The 20,110-nt window shown below is 47.6% G+C and carries 13 protein-coding genes; 5 read left to right on the forward strand and 8 right to left on the reverse strand.

The window, feature by feature from the left end; all coding sequences use genetic code 11:
• Positions 1–31: 31 nt before the first annotated feature.
• The 3 genes from HG66A1_RS29595 to HG66A1_RS29605 all read right to left on the reverse strand — a co-directional run bounded on the left by HG66A1_RS29595 (position 32) and on the right by HG66A1_RS29605 (position 4,365).
• The gene (locus tag HG66A1_RS29595; RefSeq protein ID WP_145192830.1) at positions 32–1,546 is read right to left on the reverse strand and encodes a carboxypeptidase M32; all 1,515 of its coding nucleotides are present in this window, start codon (positions 1,544–1,546) and stop codon (positions 32–34) included.
• 132 nt (positions 1,547–1,678) lie between these two features.
• On the reverse strand, positions 1,679–3,946 hold the full coding sequence (locus tag HG66A1_RS29600) for a prenyltransferase/squalene oxidase repeat-containing protein (RefSeq protein ID WP_145192832.1): 2,268 nt from the start codon (positions 3,944–3,946) through the stop codon (positions 1,679–1,681).
• Positions 3,943–4,365 carry an ExbD/TolR family protein gene (locus tag HG66A1_RS29605; RefSeq protein ID WP_145046604.1) on the reverse strand — a complete coding sequence of 141 codons (423 nt, stop codon included), beginning with the start codon at positions 4,363–4,365 and terminating at the stop codon, positions 3,943–3,945. The genes HG66A1_RS29600 and HG66A1_RS29605 overlap by 4 nt, the downstream gene beginning before the upstream one ends.
• Positions 4,366–5,067: 702 nt before the next feature.
• Here HG66A1_RS29605 and HG66A1_RS32270 point away from each other — a divergent pair.
• Positions 5,068–6,213, forward strand: a complete 1,146-nt coding sequence (locus tag HG66A1_RS32270) for a class I SAM-dependent methyltransferase (protein ID WP_232106706.1) — start codon at positions 5,068–5,070, stop codon at positions 6,211–6,213.
• An 18-nt stretch (positions 6,214–6,231) separates the two neighbouring features.
• On the opposite strand, the gene HG66A1_RS29615 is transcribed toward HG66A1_RS32270, so the two are convergent.
• Positions 6,232–7,065, reverse strand: coding sequence for a hypothetical protein (locus HG66A1_RS29615; RefSeq protein ID WP_145192836.1), 834 nt, complete (start codon positions 7,063–7,065; stop codon positions 6,232–6,234).
• Positions 7,066–7,184: 119 nt separating this feature from the next.
• Positions 7,185–8,834, reverse strand: coding sequence for a hypothetical protein (locus HG66A1_RS29620; RefSeq protein WP_145192838.1), 1,650 nt, complete (start codon positions 8,832–8,834; stop codon positions 7,185–7,187).
• 702 nt (positions 8,835–9,536) lie between these two features.
• Between HG66A1_RS29620 and HG66A1_RS29625 the strand changes: the two genes are divergently transcribed.
• From HG66A1_RS29625 to HG66A1_RS29635, 3 genes are all read left to right on the forward strand, one after another.
• Complete coding sequence (locus HG66A1_RS29625; protein ID WP_145192840.1) at positions 9,537–9,761, forward strand: carbon storage regulator; 225 nt, start codon at positions 9,537–9,539, stop codon at positions 9,759–9,761.
• Between the two features lie 448 nt (positions 9,762–10,209).
• Positions 10,210–11,904, forward strand: coding sequence for a S41 family peptidase (locus HG66A1_RS29630; protein ID WP_197996864.1), 1,695 nt, complete (start codon positions 10,210–10,212; stop codon positions 11,902–11,904).
• Positions 11,905–12,103: 199 nt separating this feature from the next.
• On the forward strand, positions 12,104–13,078 hold the full coding sequence (locus HG66A1_RS29635) for an L-threonylcarbamoyladenylate synthase (RefSeq protein WP_145192844.1): 975 nt from the start codon (positions 12,104–12,106) through the stop codon (positions 13,076–13,078).
• 1 nt (position 13,079) lies between these two features.
• Here the strand turns inward: HG66A1_RS29635 and HG66A1_RS29640 are convergent, their stop codons facing one another.
• Together HG66A1_RS29640 and HG66A1_RS29645 are read right to left on the reverse strand one after the other, a co-directional pair.
• Positions 13,080–15,437 (reverse strand): ATP-binding protein, encoded by a 2,358-nt coding sequence (locus HG66A1_RS29640; RefSeq protein WP_145192845.1) that lies wholly within the window; start codon positions 15,435–15,437, stop codon positions 13,080–13,082.
• Positions 15,438–16,189: 752 nt separating this feature from the next.
• Complete coding sequence (locus HG66A1_RS29645) at positions 16,190–17,290, reverse strand: chemotaxis response regulator protein-glutamate methylesterase (protein WP_145192847.1); 1,101 nt, start codon at positions 17,288–17,290, stop codon at positions 16,190–16,192.
• Between the two features lie 218 nt (positions 17,291–17,508).
• On the opposite strand from HG66A1_RS29645, the gene HG66A1_RS29650 reads away from it, so the two are divergent.
• Positions 17,509–18,507 carry an alpha/beta hydrolase gene (locus HG66A1_RS29650; RefSeq protein WP_145192849.1) on the forward strand — a complete coding sequence of 333 codons (999 nt, stop codon included), beginning with the start codon at positions 17,509–17,511 and terminating at the stop codon, positions 18,505–18,507.
• A gap of 18 nt (positions 18,508–18,525) precedes the next feature.
• On the opposite strand, the gene HG66A1_RS29655 is transcribed toward HG66A1_RS29650, so the two are convergent.
• Positions 18,526–20,100: an ABC transporter permease gene (locus HG66A1_RS29655; RefSeq protein WP_145192851.1), complete on the reverse strand. Its 1,575-nt coding sequence runs from the start codon at positions 20,098–20,100 to the stop codon at positions 18,526–18,528.
• Positions 20,101–20,110: the final 10 nt, after the last annotated feature.

The following is a 20,110-nucleotide window of genomic DNA, read 5'->3' on the forward strand; positions in this document are numbered from 1 at the left end:
ACCTGCTCTCTGCCGATTGTACTTTGATATTTTAGAGGTTGTAGAGCTCGCCATATTTGCGATTCAACTGATCGACAAGCGGAACGTGTGAAAGGGTTTCTCCCGTAACTACTTCCAGTAATCGATTCGCTCGATAGCGTTTCCCGTGCTGATGAATCTTTTGATTCAACCATTCCTTGAGCGGGCCGAATTCTCCCCGGGCGATGAGATCGTCCAGGCCTCCCAGTTCACTGTCTGCAGCATTGAAAAAGTGAGCTGCATACATGTTCCCGAGTGCATATGTCGGGAAATAACCAATCAGACCAGCACTCCAGTGCACGTCCTGCAGGCAGCCATTCGCAGGCGTGTCCGGTGTAATACCAAAGTAACTCGTAAATTTCTCATTCCAGGCAGCCTCGACATCGGCAGGTTGCAGGTCTCCGGATATCAGCGCCTGCTCAAGTTCGAAGCGCAGCATGATGTGCAGATTATAGGTCACCTCATCTGCCTCAACTCGAATATACGAAGGACGTACATCATTGATCGCCCGATAAAAGTCATCCTGGGCAACATCAGCTAAGGCTTCCGGGAACTGCTGCTGTGCAGACTGATAGAAACAGTTCCAGAACGGACGGCTTCTCCCCACCAGGTTCTCCCACATCCGCGATTGAGATTCATGGATGCCCAATGAGGTTGAACTGCCGACGGGAGTACCAAAGTATTCCTTGAGTAACCCCTGCTCGTAGATACCGTGACCTGCTTCGTGCAGTGTTCCAAAAAAAGCTCCCGGAAAGTGGTGTTCATCATAGCGGGTCGTCAGGCGGCAATCCCCCGGACCGATTCCACTGCAAAAAGGATGCGCCGCGATATCAAGTCTGCCGGCATTAAAATCAAATCCAATCTTTTCAGCAGCGGAGAGACTGAATTCTCGCTGCTTTGCAACAGGATATTTTCTGGTCAGGAGGGAGACATCGGGGACAATTCCGGATTCTTTGATCGCAGAGACAAGTTTGACCAGTTCATTGCGCAACGGGGTAAAGGCCTGCTCGATCATTTCTGAAGTCGCACCGGGTTCGTACTCGTCCAACAGAGCATCGTAAGCAGTCTGCCCTTCAGATCCGAGCGAGGCAGCCTGTTCGCGTTTGAGGCCAATCATCTTTTCGAGCCAGGGCAGGAAATCATTGAACTGATTTTCCTTGCGGGCTTTTACCCACGCATGATGTGAAAGAGTCGCTACCCGGGACAACTCTTCTACAAGTTGACGTGGGAGTTTTGTCATTCGGTCATATTCATGTCGTGCCTCACGAATGTTGGCCTGCTCTACCGAATCTTCTTCCCACTCCGAAGCGCTTTCCAGTTCGTTCAGCAAGTCTCCTGTTTCCGGACTGGTAGCTTCCTGATGAACCATGCCTGCCATCATGGAAAGCTGATCTGCTCGATGACTCGCACCATCTGCCGGGAGATATGTCTGTTCATCCCATTCCAGAATAGCAGAACAGGAACTCAGCAGGGCCGCTTGTTTGAGTCGTGCGATTAATTGATCGTATGCTTTCTGGGAAGCATTCATGGAGATGCTCTTTCTAGTAGATTTTTTCTGATAAACGTGCATAAAGCACACGCTAAAAGATCAGGGATACTGACCACATTGTATGGGAGATGCAGGTGTAGAAATCAACCACTGCCATTCGGAAATTCGAATTCATTCCTGAGATGGTTCATCATCGTAGCGGCCTCCCATCTGATACAGAGGCAAAAATCGATAGTACACTTCCAGACAGAGTGTGCTGATGGTTGTGGAATAAAGCCGTCCACCATATGGTCCCCAGGGGGGGCGTGGATCCCAGCTACCTGCATTTTCTCCACGAGTGACCTGCTCCGAAATTAATAGATCTCGTAAGTCTTCATTCCAGTCCCGCCAGGGTGCTCCTCCATATTGATACATCGCCAGAGTGCCGTAGTACCAATAGTACAGATTGTATTCTGAGAGGCGTGGAGGGCGATCTGAAATAAACTGAATTGCTTCTCGACAGGCTGGGTTATCCCTCCTGATTCCCAGCATCTGTTTGCAAAATAAAGATTCTGCAGTCATCGCCGAGGTCGGCGGGGTAGCAGGCTCCATTAATCGATAGGTTGCCAAGCCATTATTCTTGCCAAGACTGCGTTCCTTTAAAAATTTCACCATCAGCTGTTTGGTATCGGAGGGGATTGGAATACCGGCAATTTCAGCACTCTTGAGCGCCATCAGTTGCCAGCCAAACATGCTCATGTCACTTTTCTGCCCTTTGACATAGCGCCATCCTCCATCGTAGGGGTTCTGATTTTCTACGATATAGGCAATGGCTCGCCCCACGGCTTCGCGCAGTTGAGGGTTAGACCGTGGATCCGACTGTAATCCATATGCTTCGGCCAAAGCATAGGTCGCCATCGCATGCGAATACATGCGTGCATAGTGTGTCGCCTCTCCACCCAGAAAACCATTCGACCGCTGATTCTCGACCATCCAGCCAATCGCCCGTTTGAGGTTATCTGAATAATCTCCCTCTTCCTGAGTGTATCCGGCCCCGAGAAAGGCCAGAATCGCGAGTGCAGTCAGTCCGGAATCGGCCTGTATCCCTGCATTACGACGGTCAATTCCCTGTTCGTCGATTCGTACTTTTCCAGCGCCAAATCGATCTGCATCCCAGAATCCGGCTGGTTCCTGATGTGTCGCCAGCCATTTCAAACTCGCTTCCACCGCACGTTCTGATTCTTCCGTTCCACCAAAGCGTTGAGCGATTTCCTTGCGTTTCGAAAGATTTCTCAATCGATAAGTCGCAGGAATATTTGCTTTGGTACGATTTGAAACCGCATCAAAACTGGGACGCATTGCATCTGGTTGTAAACCCGGTCTGTTGATTGTCAGCGGCAACGAACTACGTTCAGCCATCAATCGCTGTGTGTCAGGGTTTTCCTTACCCGCTGTTGCCTGCGGTGAGGAGCGTTTAACGGTCCCCTGCGATACCGACCGGGTAGATCGAGTTCTTCGACGAGAAAACCTTGGCTCGGTCGGTGCAGAGTTAGCCTGTGTCTGATTTGTTGCGTCAGTTTCTACTCCCGTCGGTTCAATCTTCAGATTGGACGGAGCAGGTCCGGTCCTGCGGGAAACCATGGAATCTTTGGCATTCCGTTCCAGTTTCGATTGCGGATCAACTTGCGCATTCAAGGCCAGCGTCTGTTTTTCGCTGCTGAACGATGGCTGAATTCGATCTACGGCCCCGGGCGCTGATTGACGTTTGACATCCTGATTCGTCTGACCTATTCGGATCATTCTACTCCGGTCACGAGAGGTCGAAGGTACCGAGACCTCTGCCCGGGATTCCGCCGTTGTGTCAGTGATCTCCAAGGGTGCGACTGCCTGAATTTTCTTTTGGCTGACGCTCTCTCGTTCTACCCGGGCGGGTGTGATCGGTAAATCGGCCTCCGAGATCAGATCAGGCATCGGCATTTCCGAGATTTCCTGGGGAAGTTCTTTCTCAGGTGGTGCCATCAAAGGATCAAATTCGGGACGCGTGAGTTCGATACGGGATAATTCCTGTTTCTCAGGCTGCTGCAACTGATCCCAGACAGGAGTGTTCCCCGGCTCCTTGTTTTTGTTGGTCTCCGTACTTTCAGCCTGAAGCGTGAATTTCTGCTGATCTTTTTCTTTTCGCTCACGTTCCTCAGCCAACTCTGCTTTACTCAGAGACTGGGGGGCCTGTTCAGGCCAGAGTGTGACGACCCCCAGGGACAAAGACAAATGCACGATTATCGAAAACAAGAGTGCCTTGGATGATGCATTACTGTCTCCCCAGCGCGTCACCAGCATCGAGAGCAGATGGATGGATGCGAATAATGCTGCCAGGATGAGGATACCCCACAGAATCTGCTCAAACGTGATGGCACGTCCTGACAGAATTCTTTCGATGAGGTTATGCAGTCGATCGTTCATTTTGAGGATTCGTCACTCAATCGATTCGCTAAGGAGACAGACCGGATATTAACTCGATGACAGACATCCAGAACATTCATCACATTCTGGTAAGGCCCCGTAGAATCCCCTCTGATAACTACAGACTGTCCAGGAAAATTCTTAACGGCCTCTTTCAAAGCTGTCTCCAGCTCTGCCAGCGTCTTCTTTTCTCCCTGAAGTGTGACTTCACCATTCTGGCTTACATTGACTATGATATCATCAGGAAGGTTGGTCAGTGGTTTCGCATCAGTCACTGTTGGGAGTTGAATGTCATACTGACGCTCCATTTCAGTGAACTGTGTACCAACCATGAAGAAGATGATCAGCAAAAATACAATGTCAATCATGGGGGTTAAATCGAGCTTGGGCTCTTCAACGGTCCCCGTTTTTAGCGGCATCTTCAGGTTCCTGTTCGAAGCTGTGTGATCCCTGAAAACAGGGATTCTCGCCCCGGAATTCAGACGGATATGGTCTTTTATACTTTATGCGAAGAGTTATATTTGTTTCAACAGGTGAATTTTCAGAGAGCTTCTGATTCTTCAATACATACTACCACTTGGGTCATCTGTTTTGATTGACTCTAATGACCCTATTCCTGTTTCCGTGTCATTTTTTACAGGAACTGCTCGAGATGGAAACGACGTTTTCCAGAAATCACTTTCAGGTAACATGTTAAGTAAAATAATAACCAGTCTGGACAGATTCTCACACCCCGATGAGCTCACATATGAGGGGCAAAACACATTATCTCTGACTGGTTCTATCCGCCATCTACCCAAGAAGGCGTTATTATTGATCAATTCTCTCAGTCTGGATGCCCCCCTGGTTGCCATTACCTGGCTCTGGTGCTTCTCTCGCATATACAATTGCTCCGTCATTCCAGCCCACTACTACATATTATTTAGTGTCACCTGGCTGGCCTATTCCGGAGATCGACTGCTGGACACGCTGAGAACCCCTGGGAGCATTAGAAATACTCCGCGCCACCGGTTTACCTCTCAGCATTTCATACTTTTACTTGGACTCTGGTTACTTATAGCCACGTTTTCCGTTTGTTTCCTGCTGGTGGCAATTAACTCGACAGAATTGAAGTGGGGCTTTTGCCTGTTATCAGTACTGGTATTGTATTTCGCGAGTTGCTATTGTTTCCCTCATCTGGCAAGAAGATTTCTGCCGAGAGAATTTCTGGTTGGAATATTTTTTTCCATCGCAATCCATTTCTTTATAGTGGTCCAACAAGCAGCCTGGACTCCTTACTATTTCTGGACCGGCTTCAGTTTCTTTGCTATCTGCACTTTGAACTGCCTTGCAATCTCCCGCTGGGAGTTTACTTCCGATTTAGAAGCCCGGGAAGTAACTTTTTTTACCAGCAGTCCTGCACGGCTACAGCAGTTTCATTATCTACTGTTCGTCTTTCTCATTCTTCAGTCAGTCATTTCTGTATTAATGATGTGGAAGCAACAGATACCAGCGTTCGAACTATCCCTCCTCTTAAGCACGTTACTCTTGATCGGACTGGATCGCGGAACTGTCAGTTCACGCTTAAAACCAGTTTTAGCAGATCTGGCACTACTAACTCCCTGGTTAATCCTGAGTATTGTATCATGAATTTCAATCGGGTCGCTCCCTGCTTTGAGCGATTGGAGAAGATTGTATTTAGAAATCAGATGCAACTTTGCCGCACCGTGTATTTAACTGAGTTATCCCACGTTGAAAAAGTAGCTTTGATCGGTGAGGGTGATGGCCGGTTTCTCCTGGAATTCCTGAAACAGACAAACTGCCCTCAAGTGCATTACATCGATTCCAGTCAAGTCATGCTGGATTTAGCGCAAGCTCGCATAAACAAACAGTTTCCCGAGGCACGACCACGCGTTCGCTTTTATAAATGTGATCTCTCCAAAGAAAACATGCCAGAAGATCATTATAATCTGGTCGTAACAAACTTCTTTCTCGATGTCTTTAACGAACCGACACTCAGCCAGAGCATTACCAGAATCGCTGATTCCTGCTGCAATGATGGGATCTGGTTATATGCAGACTTTCAGGTAGCAGGTAGCAGGCTCCAACAACTACGTGCAACTTTCTGGCTGAAAACCATGTATCTTTTCTTTAAAGTGGTCTCAAACATTCAGGCCCCTGCCCTGATCGATCCCGCACCGCTCTTGGAAGCGCATGGTTTTCGAGTCATTCAGCAGACGGAGTTTGCACATGGCTTAATGCGGGCCGAATTCAGACGTCGTACCTGACTCCAGTTATATGCCAAGTCACTCAGAAACCGTTTTCAGAAATGAAAAATCGATCGTACTCGCAAGCAAAAAAAGAATCTGAAACAGTGAGGCCAGCCCTTCCAGATGTACGTCGGTCACAGTTGTATCATGATCTTCAAGTTTTCGCATCACCCAGTAAATCACCAGCCCAGACACGACGAGGGCTGGCGCCAGATCACGTAACGCAAGCCAACTCCCGGCCATAATCACGACAATCAAAAAACAGCTTCCATAAGCCAGCTGTTTCAAAGAAAGCGGATATCTGGGGTTCACCCACCGAGCGGTATCATCCTGCGCCTGCACAACACTGATGGAAAACGGAATAATCCAGGTCCCCAGTGCAATTGAGATCAGAATCAAAATCGAAGGTGGAAGCAAAGAATCAGATTCGGCATAGAGCTGATAAAACAAGCTGACACGGAGCAGCATGAATACAATCGTCAACACGAAAAGATTACCAGCTGAACCAGAAGTCCCGCGCTGACTCAGAAATTCGCGACACTGGGGAATTGATTCTGGCACAAAGGTGCGTAAAAACAATAACTCCAGTGAAGCAACCAGTAGTACGGCAACTTCCAGGGGCCAGAGAAACTGTAACAGAGCGAGCAGTACAGTGACTACCAACCCCAGCGTAAATCCTGCCAGGGGGAGCAATGCCGTACTCCGCGTTTCAATGCGGTCTCTCCGATCACGATGCAGAACCAGAACTCGAATCCGAAAGAACCGCTGCATCGCTTCAAAGAACGCAACGATCGAGTCTACCCAGTCAGTTTCATCCTGACTGCCAGGTTTACCGCTGGGATGTTCCTCTGGTGTGGGGGGCGAATTCATCGGTCGAGCCCTCTCATTTGGATTCCTGCTGATCTGCCATTCGGTAACTTTCAATGCGCAAGAACAGAGCCCCCATGAAATGAGGGCCCTGCTTTGAAATTTATAACTCTTACTTCAGTTTATTTAGTTGCATATCGCAGATCCATCAGCATCTGAGTGATGCGGACAGCTGTTTCCTGCAACTGATATTTTTCATGAGTTTCGCAACGCGAAATTTTTTCATGCACCTGAAACCAGTTTTCGAACAGTTCGTTACTCTTGGATCGAACCAGACTCATAGAAACGGGCTGCATCAGAACAATACGATGCAGTTCATGTGCAGTGTTCGAAAATTTCCGCATGGAATTCTGAGTTGACTGTCGGAATGAGGGAGACTCAGTTGCCAGCCACTGCTCAGCGATCAGAGACAACTGAGTGCTCTGTGCTTCCAGGGCGACAACCAGTTTCGCCATATCAATACTGTCGGAAGGAGTCTCCATTCTCAGTGCAATTCGCAATGCATTGATTGAGTTGTCAACCTTGTCAAGCAATTGCAGTGCAGCTGGGCTTTCGACAGTATGGAACATCGCGGAGAAATCTTTCCAGGAAGATTCAATGTACTGGAAAGAGGTAATCAGATTGGCAGATGACTCATTATGATTGACAGTGTCGATCAGGTTCTCGACAGTACCATAGAATTCATCGGAAGTCGCCAGATAATTAGCGGGAGGCAGACTGATAAGCAGACGCAGTGTTGCACGACGATAAAATTCATCGACATCACGTTTCAGAGCCTCTGTCAAGTGTGCCACTTCCTGCAGATTGGCGCCATCCTGAGGCAACCAGAGCAGTTCCTGAATCGAACGATCCTGCTGGACAACACGCTGAATACCACGACTCAAAATGCGGTTATGGTACGAACGCAACCGGGTTGCGTATGTATTCCACGCATCGCGGAATGCCAGGTACTCTCGCTTGATCGAATCATAACTCTGCCGATCAATGATCAGATTTGTCACCTGAATCATCCGCTGTTCAATTTCCTGGCCCTGTCTTACCAGTTCCAGACGTTGCGGCTCGCGAGACAGCTCGAACTCTACATCCTGAATCAAGATGCCGAGAGCATTGCTCAAAGCCGATGTCTGCCGCAGAAGATCCGTTCTTTTAAGCTGAGGACCAGTCTGGAGCAAGTCTCCCAGTTTACGATCAGCAGCATTCATACTGGCAATCAGATTCTGTGACTGACGATCCAGTCCTCGTACCTGATCCAGTTGCAGAGAAACAACTCGCCAAAGCTGATCGATCTCACCATATTCAGCTGCTATCTGGCTCACATCATTAGTCCGACGGACGCGATCAGCCAGAATTGAAGCACGTGCCCGTACTTTCAAAACATCGGCAACATATTCTCTTACTCCTGGCACCTGATACATCACACGGTTCAGTTGTATTGCCAGATCTGAAGAATCTCTCGCAAACTGATTCAGAGTATCTCTGACCTCATTGATGTTCACACGAGAGAGATTCAGTTGCGGAGCAGGAGGCATATCGAGACCAGACGGCTTGTACTCTCGATCTCGAGTTGCGAGTTCAGATTTTTCCAGCAAGCGGAGCAGGTCATTGACCAGCTTGCTGTTGTCGTCATTCGGTGATTGTGCAAATGCACTCGAATAAGAACCGGTTACGACGAAACCGGAGAGGACCAGCATTAACAGAACGCGAGGTCCAAAAGACAACATGTCCTTACGTTTCTTGTGGTGATTAGTAGTGTGGTGGTAGCGGGAATACATTCACACAATCCTTTCTCGTGAATTCTTTGGCTTGGTAAACATGTGCCTTCCATGACAATCGCTTGATCAGCCTCAGTCAGTTTCACCGATGACAACATCTGAACCAAGTGGGCCCGTTCAGATTGGCAGCTTAACTCCAGATAGGACGAACTGCTGATGAGAGGTAGCCTGAAATTTTCATATCGGCCTCGACGACTGAACCAGACTGATCAGGCGGCGAAGTTTACTGGTTTTGGAAATTACGTCAAGACCATGCTTTGAGTCCACCAGCGTTTAGTCCCCGTCTTCTGACTGTTATCAAAAATGGCTCACCATCATCTCTCATGCCAGCCCAACTGTAAGGCTGGGAAAACAACACAAAGTCTCCCGCCTGCGTCCCATTTGTCGAATATAGAGTCTTGTAAAATCAGTTTCCTGTAATCATAAAATGGACGCACTATAGTTTGATCCATTGTAACTTTGGGACCGTATATGTTGTTGTTGTCAATATTACACTGGCAAACAGCCAGCATTTTTGAAGCATATTTTTTATCATATTCGATAAACCACTATAATCAAGCGTGTTACAAACACATCAACATGTCGCACAATTGATTGGCACGCCGAATGCTCAAGAGTATAAACAGCCACTTTTAACTAACAGCATGACATCATTCTGATCTTTGTATCTACATGATGTTTCATCAGAACAGGAGAAATTCAATGTTGGTATTAACCAGAAAACGAGATGAAGTAATTCAGATTGGCGAAGACATTGTCATCAAGATTTTGAAGACCGGCAAAGGGGCAATCAAAATCGGAATTGAAGCTCCCGGTAACGTTCGCGTCATTCGGGGTGAATTACTGGAGACCGAGAATTCACCTGAGCACCTGAGTGCCATGAATTCAGAAAGCATCAACCAGGGTTTAAATGCTCAATGTGCCTGAAGAGGCAAGAGTGGGACGGCACACATTAGGTGAGCTGTTAATTTTCATATTTTTATTCCGTTAAGCCATCATAGAGGAAGTTGATAGGCCGGGCATCAAAGTCGCCAGACGACTGAAATCGGAGGGGATCATGAATCGATCACAATGCAAATACAATCAAACTGAAACTGTTAATTCCGCTCGGCTTGTGGTCTGGGGAATGGTAATTCTGCTGACAGCAGTTTTTCTGTCAGGATGCGCCACCTTCTCTCACGCCGCAGAATACACTCCTTTCCAGGGGAACGATTATCGCAGTAATTACGAACTGTCTCTTGATCACGAAGAGGATTACCGCTATCGAAGCCCTTCAAATTCAGATTTCGCGCCCATACCGCGTCATCGATCAGACTCAGACTATCAACCTGCTCAACGACATCGGAGATTTCGTCCAGTCTCCAATGAATTGAGCATGGATGATTATGATGTCAGATTAAAACAGCTGCTTTCGGGAGAGGAATACCCCAAAGACCGATCTCGAAACCGGATGCGTGACCAGTATCCCGAACAAAATTATTCTGTTCCAGATCGCCGAACACGAGACTCGTTTCAGTCTGATTATGACAGCCAGCGATTACGGGAACTAATTCGAGAATTACAGCAGAAATCGCTCCCTCAATATGACCGGGAACGGTACGACACCCGGTTTCCTGAACAGGTTCCACTGGATCCAAACCAGGAACTGAGAGCAAAGATTTCGCAACGCTATAACAGCCAGTCAGTTGTGGGAACGTTACAGACTCTGGACCCCCAACGGGCTTACTCCTTCTACCTGGAAGTAAACCGAATGATCGACTCACGTCATGTTCAACCTCCTTCTTATGATGTGCGTACTAAAAAATCGTTACAGAACTTGATCTTTGCTGTTGAAAATCAGAACTTTCTGAGAATCAACCGCGTGTCTGCTTCTCCGGATCAGATCCGCATGGCCCAGAATCGCTGGCAACAGCTGATGGATCAAAATCCTGCACGATCTGCTCAGGATGCAGTAACCGTACTGCGTCAGGCTGCAGATATCGCAGGAAGCCAGTTACAGATGCCAGCTACAGGAGTCATTTACGAATTTGCGTACGGCTCACTGGAAGCTCTGGATAAACACTCGCGGTTTGAGTTTACACCCACTTCATCTGGTTCACGTGTTGACGCGGGAGGAAATAATATTGTCGGTGTTGGCGTACAACTGAAAACCCACGATGACGGAGCAGTTATCCTCCGAACCCTGAATGGCGGCTCTGCAGCACAGGCTGGACTCCAGCGTGGTGATGTTATCGTCGGTGTCAACCAGAGACGTCTCGCAGGTCTTTCCCTGGATGAAGTCGCCAATCTGATCACCGGTCCTGCAGGTTCGAGTGTCGCTCTGGAAGTCCGTCGTGAAAGCCGAACGGCTCGGGTCAACCTGAACCGTCAGGCGATTCGTATCACCAATATCAGTGAAGTAAAAATGGTAGATTCCCAACAGAAAATCGGTTTGATCCGCCTGGAGAAATTCGGCGAAGGGACTTCTCAGGAACTGGATCAGGCATTGTGGAAACTGCACCAGCAGGGAATGCAATCGCTGATTTTTGACCTGCGGGGTAACCCGGGAGGATTATTGACTGAGGCGATCAGTGTCTCAAACCGCTTCGTGCCCAGTGGGAAAATTGTTTCGACTCGCGGTAGATACCAGAGTGATAACACTGTTGAAACAGCAACTCATGATCAGACCTGGAAGATGCCTCTGGTTGTCCTGGTTGATGGCGACAGTGCCAGTGCCAGTGAAATCTTTGCAGCAGCAGTCCAGGAAAACCGCCGCGGATTGATTGTCGGCCGAAAGACTTATGGAAAGGGAACCGTTCAGACTCACTTCCCCCTGCAGTCTGTTTCCGGCACTTTCTGGCTGACGACTGCAAAATTTTACTCTCCAACGGGTAGAGAAATGGCAGGAGCGGGTGTGACCCCCGATATCCCAGTCAACATGTCTGAGCGAGAACTGCAGAATATTGGTCCCGTTGATCAGGACTTACGAGCTGGCATCAATACCATTATGAGCCAGCGTCCTGGTGAACTCGTAAACAATATTCCAGCAGATCGTCAGGCCAGTCCACAACGATTTCAGTTTTCAGGATAAATTCAAGCGGGTAATGAATCACGTTTAGACTTAATCCTGATAAAATACAGACTCTCGTTTAATACTCGAATCGACAGACAGCCCCAGGCTGTTTCGGTTGCCCCGGCTGTCGAGAACAGTATGATCCGAGAGTCTTTTTCTATTAATTCCCTATCAGCCATGAATTTACCCAGGCAGTAAAACTGCATATACTCTCGTCATGAAATGTAGAATCACGCAGGATGTTTCTGCAGCTGCAGAACTGATCCGAAACGGTGAACTGGTCGCTTTCGCGACAGAGACCGTCTATGGACTCGGGGCTAATGCGCTAGACCCGAACGCCGTCGCCCGAATTTTCGAAGTCAAACAAAGACCGCATTTTGATCCCCTGATTGTTCATGTCGCAGAGATCGATTCACTCGCCGAATTTACCACAGGTTTATCGCCTCAAGCACAAAGACTCGCCGAGAGGTTCTGGCCCGGACCTTTAACCCTGGTCTTACCTAAACAGTCTGTAATCCCCGATCTGGTCACTTCAGGTCTGGATTCCGTCGCAATTCGCATCCCCGCACATCCTGTGGCTCGAGAACTGCTCAACGCCGCGGGCCTGCCGATTGCAGCCCCAAGTGCTAATAAGTTTGGATGCCTCAGCCCGACTCAGGCTCAACATGTAGCAGATCAGCTGGGTGACGAAATTCCCATGATTTTGGAAGGTGGCCCCTGCCAGGTTGGCGTCGAGTCCACTGTCATCCAATGTAATGAGGATTCTATAGTACTTTTGCGTCCTGGGGGAATTTCACTGGAAGACATCGAAGCCTGTGCTGGAAAAGTGAGGCTTGCCAGAATCGAAGATTATGCAGAGACAAAAGCCCAGGTCAGCCCGGGAATGCTTCCTCGCCATTACGCCCCTGGAACCCGGTTGCATCTGATTGACCAGTTAGATCAAATTCCCGATATCGAGACGATTGGCGCCCTAAGCCTCTATCCACTTTCTGAGACAATTCTTGCTGGACGAGAATTTGCTGCTCAGGAAATTTTATCTCCCACGGGAGATTTAAAAATGGCAGCCGCAAATCTTTTTACGGCCTTAAGAAACCTGGATCAATCTGGAGTCGAATGCATAGTTGCACTTCGATTGCCTGAGAGAGGACTGGGCAGGACAATCAATAATCGGCTGGAACGGGCCGCATACTGAACTATAGATTCAACTGTGCCTGTTCCTGAGAGTTAGTTACACACTCACGCATGATTGAAGACAATTGCTCCAGCTGTATCGGTTTCGTGGCAAAACTGTCACAACCTGCTGCAAGGCATTCTTCCCGAGATCCAGACATGGAATGGGCCGTTAAAGCAATAATTGGAAGTCGATAACCAGACGCCCTGAGCTGCTTCGTCGCCCCGTAACCATCCAGTTCGGGCATCTGCATATCCATCAGGATCACATCAAATGCATTTCCTCTTTCTAGTGCTTCCTGCGCAAGCCTGACTGCAATGAGGCCATTTTCAGCCAGGGTCACTTCATGGCCAGCCTTTTGCAGAAAATAGCGAATCAACCTCTGATTATCCGGCCCGTCTTCAGCGACTAAAATTCGATAACTTTCGCTGCCTGCTGATCCTGGCTGACTGAGAACGTTCTGTTTTCCCTGACGTGCGAATGCAGTCTGATCTATATATTCTTCAGTCTGTAAATTTCCAGTCTTTACTGTCACAGTAAATATGGTTCCCTTACCGTATTCGCTCGATACCGAAATTTCGCCCCCCAGAATATGAGTCAATCGTTTACAGATCGTCAATCCGAGTCCCGTCCCTCCGAATTTACGAGTGGTTGAACAGTCTGCCTGCACAAAAGGTTGAAATAACCGCGAGAGCTGAGTCTCTGTCATCCCGATGCCCGTATCTATTACATCGAATTGCAGGCCTTGCTCGTTTGAATCAAGGGTGACCGCTCTCAGTACCAGCTGAACACTGCCTTCTCTGGTGAATTTAATGGCGTTACTTAAGAGATTAATCAAAATCTGTCGTAGTCGAACCGGATCACTTTCAATCCAGTTGGGAACCTGACCTTCCACTTGAATACTCAGATCAAGTCCTTTATCGATGGCTCGGATTTCCATCAGGGTTTTGACATCATCCACAAGCTCTGTCAATGAACACTCGATCGCTTCGACGTCCAGTTTATCTGCTTCAATTTTGGAAACATCCAGAATGTCATTTATCAATTCCAACAGGTACTCGCCATTCTTTTTAATGGTATCGAGATGACGTAAAGTCTCCGAATCCTGATTACACTGCCTCATTATCTCTGCAAATCCCAAAATTGCAGTCATAGGAGTTCGGATTTCATGACTCATATTTGCCAGAAATGCGGTCTTAATCTTACTGGCGTTCTCTGCTTCCTGTTGTGCAATTACCAGATCTTCTACCATGTGATTAAATGTATTGGCCAGACGTCCGACTTCATCTTGTGATTCCACCTGGATGCGATGGTCCACGTCACCTGCTGCGATTTTTTCCGCACTTCGGGAGAGCTCTAAGATGGGAGATACAATTCCTCGAGATATTATCCATACCGAGAATAAGGCAAAAATTGTCCCAATAAACGCGAGGATGCTGATGACGAGTATCGCTGACTGGATGGAAGCATCTGCGTGATAAGTTGCTTTAACAGTATTTGCGTGAATCAGCGGATGGATCTGATTGTGCAACAACTCATTGATCGTCTCCAGCTTCTGTTCATAACCTGCCAACTGGTGATCAATATCATCTGTAACATTTACGATCTGATTGCCATATGTCGTTGCCTTTTCAAACAGCGAATCAATTTCGTTCATTCGCTGTAATTCCAACTGGTTGGATATTGAGAGCAGATATTGTGCTTCGAACATCCGGAATTTACGTTCTGCATCAAAGATCCTCATCAGTAAATTCTGATTTCGCTGAACGATATATTCTTCAATTGAGCCAAACGTAATATTGAGATACTTCTCCATGTTATGAGATGCATCCGCTTTTATCAGCTCTGCTTCAGAGGGAATCCGATCCGTCTCTCTGTGCTCTTTTCCAATTAATTGATCGATCTGCTTGACATAATTTACGAAGACGTGCAAGGATGCATCCCGTTTGTCTACCAGCCTTACAAGCTCAGCGGACATGCGATTGTATTCCGCGTAATCTGATTCGATCCGCCTGTTTAGATCCGGCCCCAGATCAGATAGTGCGAGTTTCTGATAGCGACGGTAATTCTCCTGAAAGTGGTCCCTGGCAAGGATCAGTTTCTTTAGATGCTCTTTGTCTCTGTCACGGACATAGTCGAGCACCGCCCGCGCCATCTTGCCTGCTTCGATTTCCATCTCCAGAATTGAAGCTTCGAGAGGCTCTTCTACGGTCACCAGTTGAGAAATGTCATGATTGATGTTGGATAGCTGATATAGAGTCACGGCTCCACTGACTACCTGAACCAGCACCAGTAGTCCAAACGCGCACTTGAGGCGATCAGAGATTGACCACTTTCGCAGCTTGGCAGAGACCCATGTTAATGGCTTATAAGTGTGCATTAGATTCGGACAGCGCTGGTTCAGTTTACGATGGAGAAGCTGCAGATGAAGCGCTGCTGCGTCAGCTGCCTGTGATCATGACTGGAGAAGAGTAGATTCACCGCCTTAAAACCGGGGGCATTCACCTCCTTAAAAATGTATCTTCCAAATAAAAACCGGTCATCAAAGAAACACCATTACTCAAGAGAATATAAGAATGTGTGCGAGAGGATTCGGAGAGTGAGGAATTCAACGAAGATGACAGTTGCAGGGAAGGCGCCACAGGTTTCACCAGACAAGTCAGTCAGCTTTGAACAAAGCGAACGATTCAACCTGAAGTGAGATCAAGAGGAGATGATCTGATCAATAAAAAACGCCAGCACCGTTCAGAGGGGGGTGAACGATACTGGCGATCAACAAAATCTGAATTAAAAATGAAATCTGCAACGATCAAGTTACAGCTGGTTCAGTTCGGCAAGAGTGAATTCTGAGAACCAGACCGCTACCTGTTTCATCATTAACCAGATAAGATCAGGGATGCTGTCTCATGGTCGGTAACCTAGTCGTGAATCTGATAATAACCGGCTAGCACTAAAGTTGGTTATAGCCTATATCAGGTCATTTTTAGTTATCGAAATCTACCTGATCAAATCCGTAACCATATTTGAAAATCGACTGTTAAAGTGATTCTCCCCAATGGACGGATCGTCGCAAAGATACCGGTTATGGCGATATTTCACCAGGTGGCTGGAAGCCTTCTAACAAGGCTCAGCTCAGGCACGGACCAGGCAATGAGATTTGATTTCTGCGGCAATCTCTGAGAGGGGCAATACTTTGTCTGCCAGTCCTGCCATGACGACAGCTGCAGGCATACCCCAGACAACACTGGAAGCTTCGTCCTGAGCGATGATTGTCCCGCCGACACGAGCAACCTCGTGACTTCCCTCGATTCCATCTTCCCCCATACCTGTCAGCATCACAGCCAGAGTGGCGCTTCCATAGTGTTCTGCAGCTGTTCGGAATAAGGGATTGACAGAGGGACGACAGAAATGCTCTGGAGGCGCCTGATTGATCAATGTTACTTTCTGACCATTCTTTTCACCTATAAGCATATGACTGCCTCCAGGGGCAACGTATGTCTTATTCGACTCCAATGGTTGATCGTGCTTTGCTTCTACAGTGATTCGCCCGCTATCCTTCTGAATGTGAGAAGCCAGAATTTCTGTAAACCCAGGAGGCATGTGCTGTACGATCAGAATCGGCATCGGGAAATCAACTGGTATCTGTGGCATTAATTCAGCTAGAGCCTTGGGACCACCAGTGCTGGTCCCAATCACAAGTACTTCTGGTTGCTTGTAAAACTTGATATTTCGCTTAAACAACGGAGTTGAAGCAGGAGAAGCAGCAGGGGCCTCCCTCCTCAAAGAAGCAGAAGGAGTGACCGCCTGAGTTGTGGAACTGCGTTTGCCAGCTACCGCCTTGATCATCATGACCAATTCGCGAGAGAGTACTCGAATACTTTCCGCTGCACTTGCCGTCTGCGGTTTTGCAACACATCCTACAGCGCCCAGTGAAAGCGCTTTGACCGTAGTTTTCGCCCCCTGACTGGTCAGACCACTGGCCATGATCACAGGAACATCCGGAAAGTCACACTGAATTCTCTGTAATGCTGTCAATCCATCCATGACAGGCATCTCAACATCGAGGATCACGACATCCACAGGATTCGTACGCATCCAACTCAAAGCCCGTTCCCCGTTCATCGCAGTACCAGCAACGATGATTTCGGGCTCTTGCTCAAGAGACTTGGAAATCAGGCCGCGAATGACAGCTGAATCATCTACGATTAAAACACGAATCGGTTGTGGGGACATAACTAGACTTACCTGTTCGTACAGCGGATATCAGCGAGAGCATGAGCCTGCTGCATTGAGGAGAATTAGATATAGATACGGGCTTCTCTGTAATAACAATAGGTCACAAACAATCTCACCCTTGGAAAGGGGCTTTTATTTTTTTATCTATTCAGCAATCCATGGCAGCCCAATCGGCCTATTCGCTATAATCAGTCCGCACTATATTCTGATGTATATTGCATTTATCGAGTTGCACCGCCTCTAACTGCCATCAATTTCAGGAACCTCTAATGCCAGTCCATCCCCAGGTTGCACGTTACCTAGATGAAATTGCTCAGATAGATTTACCTCCGTTTGAAGAGATGACTCCGGAGTTCGTCCGCTCAACATTAACTCCCTCACCTGAACCCCATTTACCAGCAGCTCAGATTGAAAACATTTTTATTCCCGTCGGTGACTCCCAGATCGAAGCTCGAATATATACTCCTGCAAATACCCCTGATGCCACTCACCCGGATAAGTGGCCCGCGCTGATTTATTTTCACGGCGGGGGCTGGGTCATGGGAACCCTCGATGCCTATGATGGACTATGTCAGGATCTGGCTGGAAACGCTGGTTGTAAAGTGATCTCTGTTGATTACCGGATGGCTCCGGAATACCCGTACCCCATTCCCTGTCAGGATGCATTCACTGCAACACATTGGATTACAGATCAGGCAGATGCTTTACATCTCGATCGTAGTCGAATTGCGATTGGAGGTGATAGTGCCGGCGGGAACCTCGCCACAGCAGTCGCCCTCAAAGCTCGGGAAGTAGAGAACATCAGTTTAAATTACCAGTTGCTGGTTTATCCCGTAACGAATTATTCTTTTGACACCGAGTCCTATCATAAATATGCGACAAATTATTTTCTGACCAGAAAAGCAATGCAGTGGTTTTGGGACCAATATCTGCCTGACGAATCATCGGGGCGAGAAATCTATGCTTCCCCATTGCGCTGTAAAGAGTTGGCGGGACTTCCCGAGGCCCTGGTGATTACTGCGGGATATGATCCTCTCTACACTGAAGTGGTACAGTACGTCGAACAAATGCAGGCTTCGGGAGTCGCTGTGACCCATATCAATTTTGAAGATATGATTCATGGATTTTTCCGGCGTTCTGATGTCTTCGACCGTGCGTATGAAGCCGTACAACTGGCTGGTCATCATCTAAAGCAGGTTTTTACTCGCAATTGACCAATGGCCAACTAGTTTTTACTCCTCTGCTGCGATCTGACGCAGTTTACCTGAAATCAGGAACTGCAAGACAACACAACTGATCAAACTCAGATAAAACGCTGGCATGATAATACCGTTTGCGCCGATTGAGAAATGAAAGAAAAAATACATTATCTGCAAAAACGGTGTCAGACAGGCCTGCAGTAGGATCAAGCTACCAATTGCAATCGCCAGCGCGCCCCAGCGCACTACCAGGGAATAGTAAGCCAGCAGATGTAAAAAGACGATATATTGGACCATGATCAGTGGGATGTAAACCTGCCAGCTGATGTCGACCATTTCCAGTAGACTGTCAGGTGCCAGTATTACTATCAGAAGGATCCCACTGGCAACTGGAATGAGTGCCAGACTTAGCCCCACAGTTTTTTCATAAATAATCCTCGAGAGAGAATGTGGAAGTAAAAGCATTAATGGCAGCATCTTTTGTCTGTGCTCATTTCGAAACATCTGTGAAACGTATAGAGTACTTTCGACTATAAACCCTGCACTAAGTAACAACAGCGATGTACTCATCATTCCTCGCCAACTGTATGACGAGATAAATGATACGGAAGAAAAACCATCCAGAAACATCCCTCCCGCTGTGATGAGCACAACCAGTAGAGGATAGATAACCAGTTTGAGAATAAATGCCTGCTTGCCTCCAGAATTAAACTGAAACTCTTTCCACACAAATGCCATCTGCCCGGGACGACTGTTACGAAGACGCGTTTTCAGACTTGGCTTTGGATTGCTAACCCGTCCTGCATCAGTACGAAGGGACCAGGGCTCAAAACAGGCCCAGGCAGCAAAAAAAGCGACAACACCTATCATAATATTACTTACAACCTGCATGCTGAGAACCGACTCTTTAAATCCCACCTGCAGTATTGTTTGAAAACGTTCAATAACGGAAATCTGCTGACTCAGATGATGAATCGATTCAATCCCCTGAGCGATAAACCCCTGAGAATCAATCAATCCACGAGATTGCAGATTTGCAAACGTTTCTGAAAGCAGTATTGGTAGCACGAACAGGAAAAAAAGCAGGATCATTACGAGGGCAATCGCAGTCCCCGAACGTCTGGCATATACAGAACAAAGTAGTGCCAGATTTGAAATCAGTATGACATATGCCACCATCGCCAAAAGTGTTGCAAATATCTGAAGGGGGGTAATTCCTCCCAGTGCGACGGCCAGAATCAGAAACGGCAACTGTGCCAGGATCAGTAAAATGATACGGACTGCTCTGACAGTCGATTTTCCCAGGAGTAATCCCAGAGAACTAATGCCAGCCAGCTTGAGCAACGGCAGTGTTTCTTCTTCTTTTTCTTCAGTAATCGCGGTAGAAAAAATCCCAATTCCAGCAAGAGTCACCAGCCAGAAATTGAGCCAGACAATTTTTGTAAAAAAATCAAGCCCCGGAGAACCAATGCGTGCACTGCTGAGCCACGAAGAAAAAAAAAGGATAAATACGAGACCAATGCTCGCAAATCGAAATAGATGTATTTTCTTGAGTTGTACATCTTTCTTGAGTGCAAAATTGGTGAAGATCAAAGATCCGCGAAACATACAGAGCCTC

Source organism: Gimesia chilikensis (assembly GCF_007744075.1).
GTDB classification, from domain to species: Bacteria; Planctomycetota; Planctomycetia; order Planctomycetales; family Planctomycetaceae; genus Gimesia; species Gimesia chilikensis_A.